The organism is Mucilaginibacter boryungensis, from assembly GCF_015221995.1.
GTDB classification, from domain to species: domain Bacteria; phylum Bacteroidota; class Bacteroidia; order Sphingobacteriales; family Sphingobacteriaceae; genus Mucilaginibacter; species Mucilaginibacter boryungensis.
The window spans coordinates 692,832-707,727 of sequence record NZ_JADFFM010000001.1 but is presented as its reverse complement, the minus strand read 5'-3'; the positions used below and the strand labels follow the sequence as shown (position 1 = coordinate 707,727).

General features: G+C 44.0%; 14 protein-coding genes. 10 read left to right on the top strand and 4 right to left on the bottom strand.

Features of this window, described 5'->3' with window-relative positions; all coding sequences use genetic code 11:
* Positions 1-94 precede the first annotated feature (94 nt).
* Positions 95-1,033: a TolB-like translocation protein gene (locus IRJ18_RS03035; protein ID WP_194104723.1), complete on the top strand. Its 939-nt coding sequence runs from the start codon at positions 95-97 to the stop codon at positions 1,031-1,033.
* A 5-nt stretch (positions 1,034-1,038) separates the two neighbouring features.
* Here the strand turns inward: IRJ18_RS03035 and IRJ18_RS03030 are convergent, their stop codons facing one another.
* Positions 1,039-1,560 (bottom strand): acyl-CoA thioesterase, encoded by a 522-nt coding sequence (locus tag IRJ18_RS03030; protein ID WP_194106623.1) that lies wholly within the window; start codon positions 1,558-1,560, stop codon positions 1,039-1,041.
* 110 nt (positions 1,561-1,670) lie between these two features.
* On the opposite strand from IRJ18_RS03030, the gene IRJ18_RS03025 reads away from it, so the two are divergent.
* The 3 genes from IRJ18_RS03025 (at position 1,671) to IRJ18_RS03015 (ending at position 6,913) form a co-directional block, all read left to right on the top strand.
* A complete protein-coding gene (locus IRJ18_RS03025) occupies positions 1,671-2,858 on the top strand; it encodes an aspartate aminotransferase family protein (protein WP_194104722.1) in 1,188 nt (395 codons plus the stop codon).
* A 641-nt stretch (positions 2,859-3,499) separates the two neighbouring features.
* Positions 3,500-5,776, top strand: coding sequence for a glycosyltransferase family 4 protein (locus IRJ18_RS03020; protein ID WP_194104721.1), 2,277 nt, complete (start codon positions 3,500-3,502; stop codon positions 5,774-5,776).
* A gap of 135 nt (positions 5,777-5,911) precedes the next feature.
* A complete protein-coding gene (locus IRJ18_RS03015) occupies positions 5,912-6,913 on the top strand; it encodes a glycosyltransferase family 4 protein (protein WP_194104720.1) in 1,002 nt (333 codons plus the stop codon).
* On the opposite strand, the gene IRJ18_RS21265 is transcribed toward IRJ18_RS03015, so the two are convergent.
* Both IRJ18_RS21265 and IRJ18_RS03005 read right to left on the bottom strand, forming a co-directional pair.
* Positions 6,910-7,080 (bottom strand): PLDc N-terminal domain-containing protein, encoded by a 171-nt coding sequence (locus IRJ18_RS21265; protein ID WP_377095100.1) that lies wholly within the window; start codon positions 7,078-7,080, stop codon positions 6,910-6,912. The two genes, IRJ18_RS03015 and IRJ18_RS21265, sit on opposite strands and share 4 nt — an antisense overlap.
* 77 nt (positions 7,081-7,157) lie before the next feature.
* Positions 7,158-8,072, bottom strand: coding sequence for an alpha/beta hydrolase (locus tag IRJ18_RS03005; RefSeq protein WP_194104718.1), 915 nt, complete (start codon positions 8,070-8,072; stop codon positions 7,158-7,160).
* 95 nt (positions 8,073-8,167) lie between these two features.
* On the opposite strand from IRJ18_RS03005, the gene IRJ18_RS03000 reads away from it, so the two are divergent.
* Positions 8,168-8,572: an EVE domain-containing protein gene (locus IRJ18_RS03000; protein WP_194104717.1), complete on the top strand. Its 405-nt coding sequence runs from the start codon at positions 8,168-8,170 to the stop codon at positions 8,570-8,572.
* Positions 8,573-8,713: 141 nt separating this feature from the next.
* Here IRJ18_RS03000 and IRJ18_RS02995 read toward each other — a convergent pair whose 3' ends face one another.
* Positions 8,714-10,663, bottom strand: a complete 1,950-nt coding sequence (locus IRJ18_RS02995) for a KUP/HAK/KT family potassium transporter (RefSeq protein WP_194104716.1) — start codon at positions 10,661-10,663, stop codon at positions 8,714-8,716.
* A 200-nt stretch (positions 10,664-10,863) separates the two neighbouring features.
* Between IRJ18_RS02995 and IRJ18_RS02990 the strand changes: the two genes are divergently transcribed.
* The 5 genes from IRJ18_RS02990 to bcp all read left to right on the top strand — a co-directional run bounded on the left by IRJ18_RS02990 (position 10,864) and on the right by bcp (position 14,854).
* Positions 10,864-11,367 (top strand): T9SS type A sorting domain-containing protein, encoded by a 504-nt coding sequence (locus IRJ18_RS02990; protein ID WP_194104715.1) that lies wholly within the window; start codon positions 10,864-10,866, stop codon positions 11,365-11,367.
* A 57-nt stretch (positions 11,368-11,424) separates the two neighbouring features.
* A complete protein-coding gene (locus IRJ18_RS02985) occupies positions 11,425-11,868 on the top strand; it encodes a nucleoside/nucleotide kinase family protein (RefSeq protein WP_194104714.1) in 444 nt (147 codons plus the stop codon).
* Positions 11,869-12,037: 169 nt separating this feature from the next.
* Positions 12,038-12,649 carry a fumarylacetoacetate hydrolase family protein gene (locus IRJ18_RS02980; RefSeq protein ID WP_194104713.1) on the top strand — a complete coding sequence of 204 codons (612 nt, stop codon included), beginning with the start codon at positions 12,038-12,040 and terminating at the stop codon, positions 12,647-12,649.
* A gap of 31 nt (positions 12,650-12,680) precedes the next feature.
* On the top strand, positions 12,681-14,396 hold the full coding sequence (locus IRJ18_RS02975) for a M23 family metallopeptidase (protein WP_194104712.1): 1,716 nt from the start codon (positions 12,681-12,683) through the stop codon (positions 14,394-14,396).
* Positions 14,396-14,854, top strand: coding sequence for a thioredoxin-dependent thiol peroxidase (bcp, locus tag IRJ18_RS02970; RefSeq protein ID WP_194104711.1), 459 nt, complete (start codon positions 14,396-14,398; stop codon positions 14,852-14,854). The genes IRJ18_RS02975 and bcp overlap by 1 nt, the downstream gene beginning before the upstream one ends.
* Positions 14,855-14,896: the final 42 nt, after the last annotated feature.

Here is a 14,896-nt window from a genome sequence, read left to right as displayed (position 1 = left end):
TTATTTTTTATAGCCCATCTTACGGATACTTTAAAACCTATTTTTTATCGTAGTGTTATACCTTCTAATTTTGAAGTATATAAGCAGTATCCGTATGAAAATATATTTGTCAGTATTAGTTTTGATTTCAGTTAACCTGGTGAATGCTCAAACCCGCAAAAGTATACAACCACAAATCTTTCAGGAGGGCATCATCAGCAAAGGCGATTACGAATCGCACGGGGCTTTTTCGCCAAGTTGCGATACGTTGTATTTTATCAAAACCAGTAACGATCTGAAAGTTTCGGCTATATGTGTATCCTATTTCCGCAACCATAAATGGACTGAACCGGAAGTGGCTTACTTTTCAGGGAAATATATGGACGCCGACCCATTTGTAACAAATGATGGGCAGGCTATCTATTTTATGTCAAACCGCCCTGTTAAGGGTAACGGGTCGCCAAAAAACGATACCGATATATGGAAAGTTGTATTAACTGCAAATGGTTGGAGCCAGCCTATACATTTAGATGCGCCGGTGAATAGCGATGCCGACGAATATTACCCTACCCTGGCCGATAACGGCACCATTTATTTTGGATCGCCGCGCAAGGGCGGTAAGGGTGGCAGCGATATTTACCGTTGCCGCTTAGTGAACGGAAAATACCAAAAAGCAGAAAATTTAGGGGCTGCTATTAATGGCCCAGGTAATGAATATGAGTGCTACATAGCGCCCGATGAAAGTTTCCTTATTTATAATTCAACACCAAAAGATCTGTCAGGACTTGATTTTTATATGAGCTATAACCGCAACGGTATATGGACCAAAGCCAAACGATTGCCCGAACCCTTAAATTCCGACGGGATAGAATGGGCGCCTAAAGTTACCCCGGATAAAAGGATATTTTATTTTGGCAGCACGCGTAGTAAATGGATAGCTCCTCCCTCGAGGCCAGAAAACATTAAGCAGTTTAACAAACACCTGCAAAGCGCGGGCAATGGGCTTGGCGATATTTATACAGTTGATTTTAATACTATCAGCAACAGGAATTGAGCTGTTTATGATTTTGCCGCAAAGAATAATGCCTTCAGTTCGGTAGCATCGTCCGGGTTCATTTTGCCGCTTAATATTAACCTTAACTGGCGACGGCGAAGTGCGCCATCGAATAAATTGAGTTCTTCTTCCGTCTCTGGCTTTAATTCCGGCACGGGTACAGTTTTACCGTTCGCATCAAGCGCTACAAAGGTATAATAGGCTTCATTACTTTTTACTTTTGTACCGGATGGTATATTTTGCGCCCATACATCTAAACGTACTTCTACCGAAGTATTAAATGAGCGGGTTACTTTAGCTTCTATACTCACCACATCGCCCAATTTTATGGGATGTTTGAACGATACGTTATCAACAGATGCGGTAACTACCGTGCGGTTGCAATGCTTTTGACCTGAAATAGCCGCGGCAATATCCATCCAATGCAGTAAACGCCCACCCATCAGGTTGTTCAGCGTATTGGTATCGTTAGGTAATACCAATTCGTTCATTATCGTGTAAGATTCCTTTGGCGATTTGGCGTTCATGTTGTGATGCATGCAGCAAAGATAACTTTTTGATTTCGGATGCCGGAATTTCGATCCCGGATTTATAGCGCTATGCCTGCAAACTCATTGCAAAAAACTACTTTTGCACCATGCTTACCTTGCGCCAACTTTTTTTAGCCAATAATGCCCAAACCACCAATTTCCCATTACTGCTAGAATTTGAGCGGGCTGAAGGCGTATATCTGTACGATAAGGACAATAAACCTTATATCGACCTGATAGCAGGCATTGGGGTAAGTAATACCGGGCACGGGCACCCCTATGTTATTGAAGCTATTAAAACACAGCTTGATAAATACCTGCACCTAATGGTTTATGGCGAATATGTGCAATCGCCGCAGGTAAAGCTGGCCGAAAAACTGGTGTCGCTTCTGCCTGATACTTTGCAATCCATTTACTTTGTCAACTCGGGTGCCGAGGCTGTTGAAGGGGCAATGAAACTGGCCAAACGCTATACCGACAGGCGGGAAGTATTAGCCTGTTATGACTCATACCATGGCAGCACCCAGGGTGCCCTAAGCATTATGGGTAACGAGGAATATAAGCAAGCTTACCGCCCTTTGTTACCCGGTACCGGCTTCATTCGTTTTAACAATGTAGATGACCTGAAATTAATAACTACACAAACCGCCTGCGTAGTTATTGAAACCGTACAGGGTGAAGCCGGCATCCGCGTACCGGATATTACCTATATGCAGGCCCTTAATGCCCGCTGCCAACAAACCGGGACCCTTTTAGTGCTCGACGAGATACAAGCCGCTATGGGCCGCACAGGTAAGTTATTTGCCTTTGAACATTATGGCATAGTGCCCGATATTTTGGTATTAGCTAAAGCATTAGGCGGCGGTATGCCATTGGGCGCCTTCATCGCATCCAACCAGATAATGGATGCCCTGAAGGAAAACCCGATGCTGGGGCATATCACCACTTTTGGCGGTCACCCGGTATGCTGCGCAGCCGGACTGGCAGCCTTGGAGGTTATCCTGAACGAACAACTGATTGCTACGGTAGGCGAAAAAGAAGCGCTGTTCCGCGAGTTACTGATACACCCGGCTATAAAGCAAGTACGCGGCAAAGGCCTGATGCTGGCGGCCGAATTTGAAAGCTTCGACTTGAATAAAAAGATCATAGACCGCTGTATATCCAACGGCGTGATTACCGATTGGTTTTTACATTGCAGCAACTCCATGCGCATTGCGCCACCGCTGGTAATAACTGCTGAACAAATTGAACAAGCTTGCAGTGTTATTATAGAAGCGGTAGAATATTTCGCCTGATCATTCAACCCTTGTCTGCTCCCTGGGAGCTATGTAAGCACGGCTAATATTGTACAATCTTAGCATCTACTGCTACCTGATCTTATAATCGCCCGAACTCCGGGTTGCACCGCATTCCAAAAATCAAATGGGACGGCAAATAGCCGCGGAATTACCCCCAATATTTACGCAGTATTAACCCGGCATGTTTTGCAAACATTGGTCTTTTCCTGTTGAATTTTGGCAATTAAGCATCTTTTTAACGCGCTGCCATCTTTCAAAGAACTTATTACAATATGCCAAATTCAAACGCGGATAAAAAGCGAATTTTTTGAATAATTTGGAATAAATTAACGGCCCTTTCGAATAATTATAAATAATAATAAATAATTTTAGATAATTAGGCGATGTACAGATGCTACAATAAGGAGCCAGTTTTCACAATGGCTTTGCGCGTTTTCGTGGTTAAACCCACTTAGCCCCATTCATTTTTTCATCCGCTTTTCATCTTGGTACGGTTTGTGCAAAATATACCGTGGCTTACTACCACAAGGGCTTTCATACTGGAAAAACCTGCGCTGAATGTATATTGATGCCCTTTTTTTAAGCCACTCGTGTCAGAAAAATTAGAAAATACAACAATCTGAACTATACATATACTTATGAAAATCGCATATATATCCACTTACCCGCCGCGTGAATGCGGGATCGCTACGTTTAACCAAAACTTAATGACTGCCATTAACAGTAATTTTCCTAAACGGCAGGAGCCGTCGCAGGGTGGTTTTGTTGTTGCGGTGAACGACGCCGATACCATACAGGAATATGAATACCCCAAGGAAGTTAGTTATGTAATACGCCAAAACCATCAGAAAGATTATATCCGTGCTGCTAATTACGTTAACACCAGTGATGCTGATGTTTGCATCCTGGAGCACGAGTTCGGCATTTACGGCGGCGAAAGCGGTATATATATTTTGCCCTTATTAAAGCGTTTGGAAAAACCGCTGATATCTATACTTCATACCGTGCTGCGCGAGCCGAGCTATGTACAAAAAGTGATCATCCGTGAAATTGCCGAACAGTCGTCAAAAATTATTGTAATGAGCAAACGGGCGGTTGAATTTCTGACAACTATTTATGAAATACCTTTAGACCGGATACAAATTATAGAACATGGTGTGCCCGATCTGGAAGCCATTGCAGATAACCCGGTAAAAAACCTGGCCGCTTTTAAAAATCACCGGGTGCTGCTGACATTTGGTTTACTGAGCCGTAATAAAGGCTTGGAAACTGTAATAAAGGCATTACCCGCCATTGTAGCCAAACACCCCGATGTGATGTATGTGATATTGGGCAATACCCATCCCGGCGTATTAAAACACTCGGGCGAGGAATACCGCGATCATTTAAAAAGCCTGGCAGCACAACTTGGGGTATCGCAACACCTGGCCTTCATTAATAAGTTTGTGAGCGATGCCGAGCTGATCAATTATCTTACAGCTGCCGAAGTATATGTTACCCCCTATCTGAACGAAGCGCAGATCACCAGCGGGACATTATCATACGCCATTGGCGCAGGCGCAGCGGTGGTTTCTACCCCCTACTGGCACGCTACCGAATTGCTGGCCCATAACCGTGGCCGGTTGTTCGATTTTAAGGACCACGAACAATTAGCTATAACCATTAACGACCTTTTGGGAAATAAAGCTGTATTACGCCAGCTTAAAGAAAACGCCTACGAATATGGCCTGCACCTGCGTTACCCAAAAATTGGTGCTGAGTTTATAAGGGTAGCTCAGGAATCGTGCCGTACGCACGATTTTAGCGCCAAGGTATTGAAGAACAGCATTGTTGACCCAGAGATACTGCCCAAGTTTAGCCTGGCGCATGTAACCCGTTTAACTGATGATACCGGGATTGTACAGCATGCCAAGTTTGGTATCCCCAATTTAAAAGAGGGCTATTGTTTAGATGATAATGCCCGTGCGCTGATTATGGCGCTAATGGCTTACCAGCGTAATAAAAGCGCCGAGGCTTTACGCCTGCTGCCTATTTATCTCAGCTATATTCACTATATGCAAACCGACGACGGCAACTTCAGGAACTTCCTGAGTTTTAGCCGCCAGTATTTAGATGACGTAGGGTCTGAAGATTCATTTGGCCGCACCATATGGGCCCTGGGATATTTGATAGGCTGCGCACCTAATAATTCGTACCAGGAGTTCGCTATCGAGATCTTCCGCCGGTCTATCCAGCATTTTGAAAGCCTTAAATTTATCAGGGGGCAGGCAAACACTATTATAGGCATTTGCCACTATCTGAAAGTTTTCCCTACCGATGAGGGCATGGTTCGGATATTAATTAACCTGACCAGGCCGCTAATTGAAGCCTATGAAAGAACCAGCACCCCCGATTGGCAGTGGTTTGAAGAGGGCATGACCTATGATAACGCCATCCTGCCGCTGGCCCTTTTGCACTCGTGCGAAATAACCGGTGATGAAAAAGTAAAGAAAATAGCTCTTACCACTATGGGCTTCCTGGATAAGCTAACCTTATCCAATGGGTATTTAAGTCCTGTTGGTAACGATGGCTGGTATTATCGCGGCGGCAACTTCCCTATTTTCGATCAGCAGGCTATTGAAACCATGGCCATGGTATTAATGCATTTTGAAGCTTACCAAACCTTCCGCGAGCCGGAATATATTGAAAAAATGTTCCTGAGCTATCGCTGGTTCCTGGGCGAAAATACCTTGCGCGCGCCGTTGTATGACCATGAAACAAAAGGCTGCTGCGATGGCTTATTGCCAACCGGTATTAACCGTAATCAGGGCGCCGAAAGCACGCTGGCCTACCTGATATCGCACCTTACGGTACTACGTGCCTTTGAATTAGAGTACGAATACAATAAAGTTGGCGCAAGTATGGAGATCTGTTAACGCACCTCAACATGTAATAAACACAACGTCATTGCGAGGTACGAAGCAATCTCTATATTCACAGGTGGATTTATACTAACTCCTGTATAGCTTATAGATTGTTTCGTTCCTCGCAATGACGCATTAATATAAATAATGAAAATAGCCATATTATCGCCTGTTGCCTGGCGCACACCGCCCAGGCATTACGGCCCATGGGAACAAATTGCCAGCACTATAGCCGAAGGTATTATAAAAAAAGGGGCAGATGTAACCCTGTTTGCTACAGGCGATTCTATTACCGCTGGCAAGTTAAAATCAATTTGCGCTACGGGTTATGAAGAAGACCGCACCCAGGATGTCAAGGTGCTGGAATGCCTGCACATCAGTAACCTGATGGAGCAGGCCGGTGAGTTTGACCTGATCCATAATAACTTTGACTTTTTGCCGCTCACCTATTCCAGACTTATTCATACATCGATGATCACTACTATACATGGGTTCTCATCGCCAAAGATCATCCCGGTTTATAAAAAATACAACGATACATCGCATTATGTATCCATCAGCAATGCCGACCGCAGCCCTGATTTGAAATACCTGGCTACGGTGTACAATGGCATGGACCCAAACAATTTTGATTTTGTGGACAGACCGGATGATTACCTGCTATACTTTGGCCGTATCCATCATGATAAAGGCACCTACGAGGCCATCCAGATTGCCAAACAAAGTAAGCGCAAACTGCTGATAGCCGGCATTATACAGGATGAGGGTTATTACGAAAGCAAGGTGGAACCCGAACTTAACGATCAGATACAATACGTAGGGCATGCCGGGCCTGATAAACGCAGGGAACTATTAGGCAACGCGCTGGCTTTACTCCACCCCATTAATTTTAACGAACCTTTTGGCATGAGTGTGGCCGAAAGCATGTTATGCGGCACGCCGGTTATTGCCTTCAGCAAAGGTTCAATGCCCGAACTGATCGAACATGAAAAGACAGGTTTTTTAGTAAATAATGTGGATGAGGCGGTAAACGCTGTACATCAGGTGAGCGCAATAAACCGTGCCTACTGCCGCGATTGGGCGGTGAGTAAATTCAGCAGCGATAAAATGGTGGATGATTATTGGGAGTTGTATCAGCGAATTGTTTAAACTAGCTTGTCTTTATCCAATTTGCCTGTTCGCATGTACACCAGCGAGCCAATTAACGGGATAAATAAAAGCACAACTATCCAAAATGCCTTGCTCATAGTATCTTTAAATTTCGAGCGAAAAACATCAATCAAAAAATACAGGGAGAACAGATGTGCAAATATCATCAAATAGAATACAGGGACGCTAACAGCAGGATGAGGCAAAAAGTCCATTGTGTTTTGGTTTACATAAATGTATGCAATTAATTTTTAAGCAAAAACACCATTGGTTCATCTAATCTTTTACGCCAGGAGTTTTCTGAATGGTCGGCGCCAGGGAATTCTTTGCTTAACCAATTATTTGCAGAGAAACCTTTTTTCTTCATAATTTCATCCACTTGTTGCTGATAGGGTTGGTACATTGCGTCCAGCGTTGCATCGCCGTGATCGAAATAAATTTTATGGTTTTTTGGCGATGGTAAATACTTACGCAAATAAGCCATAAAAGCAGCCGGTACAGGGTTGTTATTTACCGTAAACAAGCCGGGCCAGTGGGTGGAAAGGCAGGCCGCGCCGCCAAACACTTTGGGGTATTCGCAAATAGCATAAAGCGATATCAGCCCGCCCATGCTGCTGCCCATTACGTAGGTGTTGGTCGCATCCGTAAAAGTTGCATAATGGCTATCGATATACGGCTTCAACTCGTGCACCATAAACTTCAGGTAATTTTCGGATTGTATCTTTTCGGCAAATAGTTTACCGTTTCCCGCCGGTATACTGTACAATGAATCCTGCTGACGGGCAGTCAGCATTTCAAAAGGCTTTTGCGGAAAATATTCGCTGTGGCGGTTAGCGTTGCCATTCCAAATGCCTACCACAATGCAATCTTTTATTTTGCCATCTGCAATTAACCTGCCCATAGTTTCATCTACACCCCACTCCTGCTTGTTCCACATAATACCGGCATCAAACAGCGCCATGCCATCCTGCATATAAACTACCGCATAATTTTTTAATGGCGAATAACCATCTGGCAGCCAAACGTCCACATTACGGGCGGGTACGTACTTAGATGGAAAGTTTGCGATATGCTGAATAGCGCCGCTGCTAACTTTAGGCGTTTGGGCAAAAGCGTCGACTGCAAACAGCATCAGGAAAAGGGTTACTTTAAGCGGCATGGTAATATTGGTTTACTAAGATAATCCATCTGTATTAATTTTCATATTGTCCCCACTTTTAAGCATTTTTACCAACTGTAAAATCAACCGTCAACATGAACCATTGGTTAGTCAAGTCAGAACCTGTAAAATATAGCTGGGAGAAATTTTTAAGCGAGGGCCGAACCTTTTGGGATGGCGTGCGCAATTACCAGGCCCGCAACAACCTGCGCGAAATGAAGGAAGGCGACCTGGTACTGTATTACCACAGTAACGAAGGCAAAGCCGTTGTGGGCATAGCCAAAGTTGTAAAAGCGGCCTACCAGGACCCTACCACCAGCGACCCGAACTGGCTAGTGGTTGACCTAGCGCCGGTAGAGTCTTTGAAAAATCCGGTTACCCTCGAACAAATAAAAGCAGACCCACAACTGAAAGACATTGGCCTGGTGCGCCAGGGCCGCCTATCGGTAATGGCTTTAAAAGCCGCCGAATTTGACAGGATATTAGAATTAGGGAGCTGAATAAGGTAACTAAGCGCCGCTCGCGGGTGTATATTCACGATAGTAAAGTATGCTAAACAAAAAAGCGATGGGTTTATAGCCCATCGCTTTTTTGCATTACTATCTTCGGGACTTTCGGTCTTTCCGACTTCCCAACTAAAATTAATTCATCCTTGTAATCTTCACTTCCTCCGGATTGGCCAGCATTAACGGTACTTTTTCTACCGTCACAAAACTCAGGTCGAGCCCAAAACCGCGTTCTTCCGATAAACTCAGGTGTTTCAATTGCTTGTAGATATTCATCACCAGGTTCTCGTAAAAAGATAACCCGTGCGAACGCGACAATACTTTTTCTATCACCACAAAACGGAAGTCGCCCACAATTTTGTGCTTGTTTAGTGATTTATATTTACTCATAATCTCTACCTCACCCTTCTTCACCAGATCCTCTACCACTTTGCGGAACAGCAGGTTAATCTGTTGCTCAACCCTAAAGCCAAGTTTAAAATCTATACGGATCACCTTGTTCGGCACCAGGAAGTCTACTGTGTATTCGCGGGTGTATGGTTCGTCCATTACATCCACGTGCACCAGCCAGTACACATCGGCACGCTTAGGTTGCTTTTGCAGGATAGAGTAAATGATCTTCGACTCTACCTCCGAATCGAAATTAGCACTGGTAAGGTATATCAGCTGCGATGCGTATTTAGGCACAGTTTCATCGTCGCTTAACTCCTGCAAAATGTTGTAATAATCTTCAATCTCAACAAACTTCACATACCGGTTCCTTATTTTACGGGCAGTGTGCCAGGTCCACATTACGCAGAACAGGAACAGGCCAATAGTCAGCGTAAACCAGCCTCCATGGATAAATTTAACCAGGTTACCGGCAAGGAAAGTGCCCTCTATTAGCAGGTAAACCAATAAAAATGTATTGATAATATACGATGGCACCTTGCGCCGTTTCAGGAACCGGGATACCAGGATAGTGGTCATTAACATAGCCACGGTAATACTTAAACCGTAAGCCGCCTCCATCCTTTCCGAGCGTTGGAACAACGCCACCACTATTAAACAGCCCGCGCAAAGTATCCAGTTAATGCTGGGTACGTATAGTTGGCCTTTTTGCTCGCTTGGATAGTTAATGCGCACTTTTGGCCAAAGGTTCAATCGCACCGCTTCAGATATCAGCGTGAACGAGCCTGAGATTAAAGCCTGGCTGGCAATAACCGCCGCCGCTGTAGCGATGGCGACACCACCATAATAAAACTGGGTTGGCACGATCTGGAAGAACGGGTTGTAAAGGTTCAGATCCATTTTTTGGCCGTTATGCTGTAACAGCCAAACTGCCTGGCCCAGGTAGTTCAACACTAAGCAGGTTTTTACATAGATCCAGCTAATGCGAATGTTTTTACGGCCACAATGGCCCAGGTCTGAATACAAAGCCTCGGCCCCGGTAGTACACAAGAAAACCGCACCCAGTATAATAAACGCCTGGTGACTGGAGCTGCTTGTTAAAAGCTGATAAGCGTAATACGGATTTAAGGCTTTAAAAATCGATGGCATATGGCAGATATAGCTTACACCCAATACGCCCATCATAGTAAACCACAGGAACATAATTGGCCCAAATGCCTTACCCACCAGCGATGTGCCAAACTGCTGAATAATAAACAATACGGTAATTATAGCCGCCACTATCCAAACCGTGGGGATATTTGGATATAAAGGCTCCAAACCCTCAATAGCTGATGAAATGGTAATGGGCGGGGTAATAATGCCGTCGGCCAGTAAAGCGCAACCGCCTAATACGGCCGGCACTATCAGCCATTTAGCTTTACGGCGCACCAGCGAGAATAACGAGAAAATGCCCCCTTCACCTTTGTTATCGGCTTTTAAAGTAATAATTACATACTTCAGGGTGGTTTGCATGGTCAGCGTCCAAAAAACAAGCGAAACACCGCCAAGCACCAATACCTCGTTAATTGTATGCGGACCTACAATAGCTTTAAATACATATAGAGGGGATGTACCGATATCACCGTAGATGATACCTAAACTGATCAGAAGACCGGCAACGGTTAGCTTCTGTAAATCTTTATGTTGTGACACTTTCTTAAATTATAGCGATGCAAAAGTATTAAAAATGTTAATTGTATAACCTATTTAATTATCTATCGTATAAATAATTGTTAAAATCACACTAAGCATATAACCAATTTTGTTAAAAATTGTTAAAATAACATATAAAGTAGCTACCGGTATTAACATATGCGGTGGTTTATTTATATTTTTGCATTAATAAACCAGATATGAACAAAAACTATACTAAAATTTATTCGCGTATATTATTGCTTGCAGTAGCTATGCTTATGAGTTTTACTATGGTTGCTACTCCTAAACAAAAAAGCGACACCACCTTATTACGCCTGACCAGGTTAAGTAAAAAGGACAAGAACGTGCTAAAAACTTACCACGTTAATTTTCCGGCTATAAAACCTATACCGGTACCAGCAAATAAAACCACCAGTACCACGGCTTATGCCGAAGATAAACTGCTAACTAACGTGCAGGTTTATCCTAACCCGGTTATCGATCAGATTAACCTAAAGTACTCTATTTCAAAGGCATCTAACGTTAACATTAAAATTATGGATGTGCTGGGTAACGAGGTGATCAACCTTTTCTCGCAGCATGTAGAACCCGGCGAGTTTAAAGCTGTATACACCCTGAAAGGTAAATTAAACAGCGGCTTTTATTTTGTGCGCGTTGTTGTAGGCACCGAATCGGTGATCAAACGGATCTCTATACTTTAAGTAAAACGCTTTCTTTCCCGGCTATTTCCTAAATTCACGCGATTATCCATTTCACAAATGAAGGTATTAGTGATCGGCCCGTCGGCTTCCGGCAAATCGTATGTTTCACGCAAGTTAAAAGCAGCAGGAATAAACGCGTTTGATGCCGAAGAAATTGAAGGCTTAGAGAATTGGTATGATCGCGATGGCAAAAAGGTACCGGCACCTGAAACCGCCGATGAAGCCTTGAACGGCGGCTACGCCTTCCTGTGGAGCAGGAAAACACTATCTAACTTCCTCGCCCGGTTTAACGATGTTTTTGTTTTTGGCGGCTCGGGCAATGTGATAAGAATGTTCGATCTTTTCGACCGGGTTTATTGCTTACAAATCAGTCCTGAACTACAGCGCGAACGTCTGCGTAACGGCACGCGCCCTACCCCGCAAATGGATGAGAACAGCGACGGCCTGGTAATCTGGGGGATTGGTTTGAAAATATGGCGCGCGAACAGAACATTCCTTTAATAGACGCAAACCAAACGCCCGAGGCTATTTACCCGCTTATCAGTCAATAAACATCATTCATGGATACATTGGAGATTGCTTCGTTTCTCGCAATCATGTTTCTTATGATCAGCCCCTTTCACCTTTCCCCCTAATATCTTAGCTTTGGCACCTTACCAATACCCACGCTATGAAGATCATTGCCATTGGCCGCAACTACGCCGAGCATGCTAAAGAATTGAATAACCCTGTACCTACCATTCCGGTGATTTTTATGAAGCCGGATACTGCCTTGTTAAAAGACAACAAGCCGTTTTACCACCCTGATTTTTCGCAGGATGTGCATCATGAGATCGAGCTGGTGTTAAAAGTGTGCAAGGAAGGCAAGCATGTGGATGAAAAATTTGCCGCCAATTATTATGATGAGATAGGTTTGGGTATCGATTTCACCGCGCGCGATATCCAAAGCCGCCATAAAGAAAAAGGCCTGCCCTGGGAACTGGCCAAAGGCTTCGACGGATCGGCCCCTATCAGCAACTTTGTACCAAAAGCCGAACTTGGCGACTTGTATAACTTAAACCTGCGACTGGACGTGAATGGCCAAACCCGTCAGGATGGTACTACCAAAGATTTGCTTTTTAGTTTCGAAAGCATTATCGCTTTCGTATCAAAATACATTACCCTTAAAAAAGGCGACCTGATTTTTACCGGCACGCCCCCCGGTGTAAGTAAAGTTGCTATAGGCGACTATTTGGAGGGATATTTGCAGGGTAAGAAAATGCTGGACTTTTACGTGAAGTAAAACCAGGATTTTATACATCTACCATACGATAATGATTAAAATGTACTGTTTGCCTATATTTCTGTGGGCTATTTTTTCCATTGCTTCTGCCCAGGATTTTAAACAATCTAAAGAATACCCGAAAGATGTTTTCCGCTACCCGCTGGATTTGCCGCCCGCTACGGCAGGTACTTTTGGCGAGTTAAGGCCCAACCACTTCCATGCGGGTTTGGATTTTAAAACCCAGCAGCATATTGGCTTCCCTGTGCATGCGGCCGATAAAGGCTATGTTTCGCGCTTAAAAGTGCAATATGGTGGTTTTGGCAACGCGGTTTACATTGCGCACCCCGGTGGTTTTACTTCAGTTTATGGTCATTTAGATCATTTCATCCCCCAACTGGCAGCTTTAATAAAACAGGCGCAGGAGCAGCAGCAAAAATGGGATGTAGACCTGACCTTGAACCCTTTCCAGTTCCCGGTTTACAAAGGACAAGTGGTAGCCGCATCGGGTAATACCGGCGCATCGGGCGGGCCGCATGTGCACTTTGAGATACGCGACACCGAAACCCAGGAAACCATTAACGCGCAGTTATTTGGTCTAACCGTTCCCGATAAAATACCGCCAAGCCTTTACAGCGTAAGCGTGTACCATTTAAACGGCCGCCCATTTGATGAAAATATCTTCAGGCAAACCTATCCCGTTCGGGGCGCTGCGGGCAATTACCATTTAGCAAAACCCCAAACGCTTGAATTAAGCGGTGAAATTGGCTTCGGTATAACAGCTAATGACATGAACAGTACATCGGCTAATAAAAATGGTGTCTATTCCATCGAGCTGAAGGTGGATGATAAAACCGTCTTTACTTACGCCGCCGAGCGTTTTGCGTTCGACCAAACACACGCCATAAACGCTTTTATAGATTATCCTTATATCCAAAAAACCGGCGGATTTATCCAAAAATGTTTTATACTGCCCGGCGCTAAAATTACGCTGTACCCGCAATCGGTAAACCGTGGCGTGGTTACCTTTAATGATAATGAAATGCATGATGTGGAGTATGTAGTAAAAGACATTGCGGGTAATACATCAACCGTTAAACTAAAAGTAAAATCAAGCATCCCGAAAGAAAGTCACCCGGTATTTCATCCGCAAGGGACTTTATTGCATTACGACAAACACAGCGAATTTACCACCGATAAAGTGAGGTTGGTATCCGACCCCGGTAATTTATATGATGACCTTGACCTGCAATACAGCATCCTGCCCAAACGCCCGGGCAGTTATTCGGCGCTGCATCGCATCCATAATAAATACACCCCTATTCACGATAGTTTAACACTGTATATTAAATCCGATGCCGACCTGGGTAAATACACCAATAAAGCTGTGCTGGTAAGCAGCATTAACGGCGCTGTAGAAAGCGTTTATGAGAACGGCTTTATAAAAGGCATTATCCATGGTTTTGGCGATTATGACATCCGTATAGATAGTATCCCGCCGGTGATATCGCCGGTAAATATTCGCAATGGCAGTAACCTGGCAGCAACACGCAAAGTTATTTTCAGGGTTAACGATAGCCTTTCGGGCGTTAAAAATGTAATGGGTAAAATAGATGGTAAATGGGTGGTGGTTGAACATGATTATAAAAGCAAAATGTTTATTTATACATTTGGCCCCGAGATAAGTAGCGGCAAGCATACTTTTGAATTAACCGCTACCGATTTTAAAAACAACGTTTCACAGTTTACCGCAGATTTTTACAGATAATGGCTACATTAACAGCAGGCGACAAAGCCCCCGGCTTTACCGCTAAAGACCAAAACGGCAAAGAGGTATCGCTAAGCGACTTTAAAGGCAAAACCACCATCTTATATTTTTATCCAAAAGATGATACACCCGGCTGCACCGCCGAAGCCTGCGATTTCAGGGATAATTACCAATCGTTATTGGCTAAAGGATACGAAGTGATTGGCGTGAGCACCGACGACGAAAAATCGCACAAAAAATTTGAAACCAAATACAGCTTGCCTTTTACCCTTATTGCCGACGACAGCAAAGAAATTAACGAAGCCTACGGCGTTTGGGTAGAGAAAAATATGTACGGCAAAAAATATATGGGCACCGCCCGCACTACTTTTATTATTAATGGCGATGGCATTATTACCCACATTATTGAAAAAGTAGATACCCAGAATGCATCGCAGCAGGTGCTTGACCTTTTATAGTTGTCATATTGACATTTATTCATACATTAGCAACTCAAAACA

Excerpts from the sequence above, each read along its gene's own strand:
- IRJ18_RS03035 (WP_194104723.1), top strand. The coding sequence starts at position 95 with ATGAAAATATATTTGTCAGTATTAGTTTTGATTTCAGTTAACCTGGTG.
- IRJ18_RS03025 (WP_194104722.1), top strand. The coding sequence starts at position 1,671 with ATGCTTACCTTGCGCCAACTTTTTTTAGCCAATAATGCCCAAACCACC.
- IRJ18_RS02975 (WP_194104712.1), top strand. The coding sequence starts at position 12,681 with ATGATTAAAATGTACTGTTTGCCTATATTTCTGTGGGCTATTTTTTCC.
- IRJ18_RS02990 (WP_194104715.1), top strand. The coding sequence starts at position 10,864 with ATGAACAAAAACTATACTAAAATTTATTCGCGTATATTATTGCTTGCA.
- IRJ18_RS02985 (WP_194104714.1), top strand. The coding sequence starts at position 11,425 with ATGAAGGTATTAGTGATCGGCCCGTCGGCTTCCGGCAAATCGTATGTT.
- IRJ18_RS03005 (WP_194104718.1), bottom strand. The coding sequence starts at position 8,072 with ATGCCGCTTAAAGTAACCCTTTTCCTGATGCTGTTTGCAGTCGACGCT.
- IRJ18_RS21265 (WP_377095100.1), bottom strand. The coding sequence starts at position 7,080 with ATGATATTTGCACATCTGTTCTCCCTGTATTTTTTGATTGATGTTTTT.
- bcp (WP_194104711.1), top strand. The coding sequence starts at position 14,396 with ATGGCTACATTAACAGCAGGCGACAAAGCCCCCGGCTTTACCGCTAAA.
- IRJ18_RS02980 (WP_194104713.1), top strand. The coding sequence starts at position 12,038 with ATGAAGATCATTGCCATTGGCCGCAACTACGCCGAGCATGCTAAAGAA.
- IRJ18_RS03000 (WP_194104717.1), top strand. The coding sequence starts at position 8,168 with ATGAACCATTGGTTAGTCAAGTCAGAACCTGTAAAATATAGCTGGGAG.
- IRJ18_RS03020 (WP_194104721.1), top strand. The coding sequence starts at position 3,500 with ATGAAAATCGCATATATATCCACTTACCCGCCGCGTGAATGCGGGATC.
- IRJ18_RS03030 (WP_194106623.1), bottom strand. The coding sequence starts at position 1,560 with ATGAACGCCAAATCGCCAAAGGAATCTTACACGATAATGAACGAATTG.
- IRJ18_RS03015 (WP_194104720.1), top strand. The coding sequence starts at position 5,912 with ATGAAAATAGCCATATTATCGCCTGTTGCCTGGCGCACACCGCCCAGG.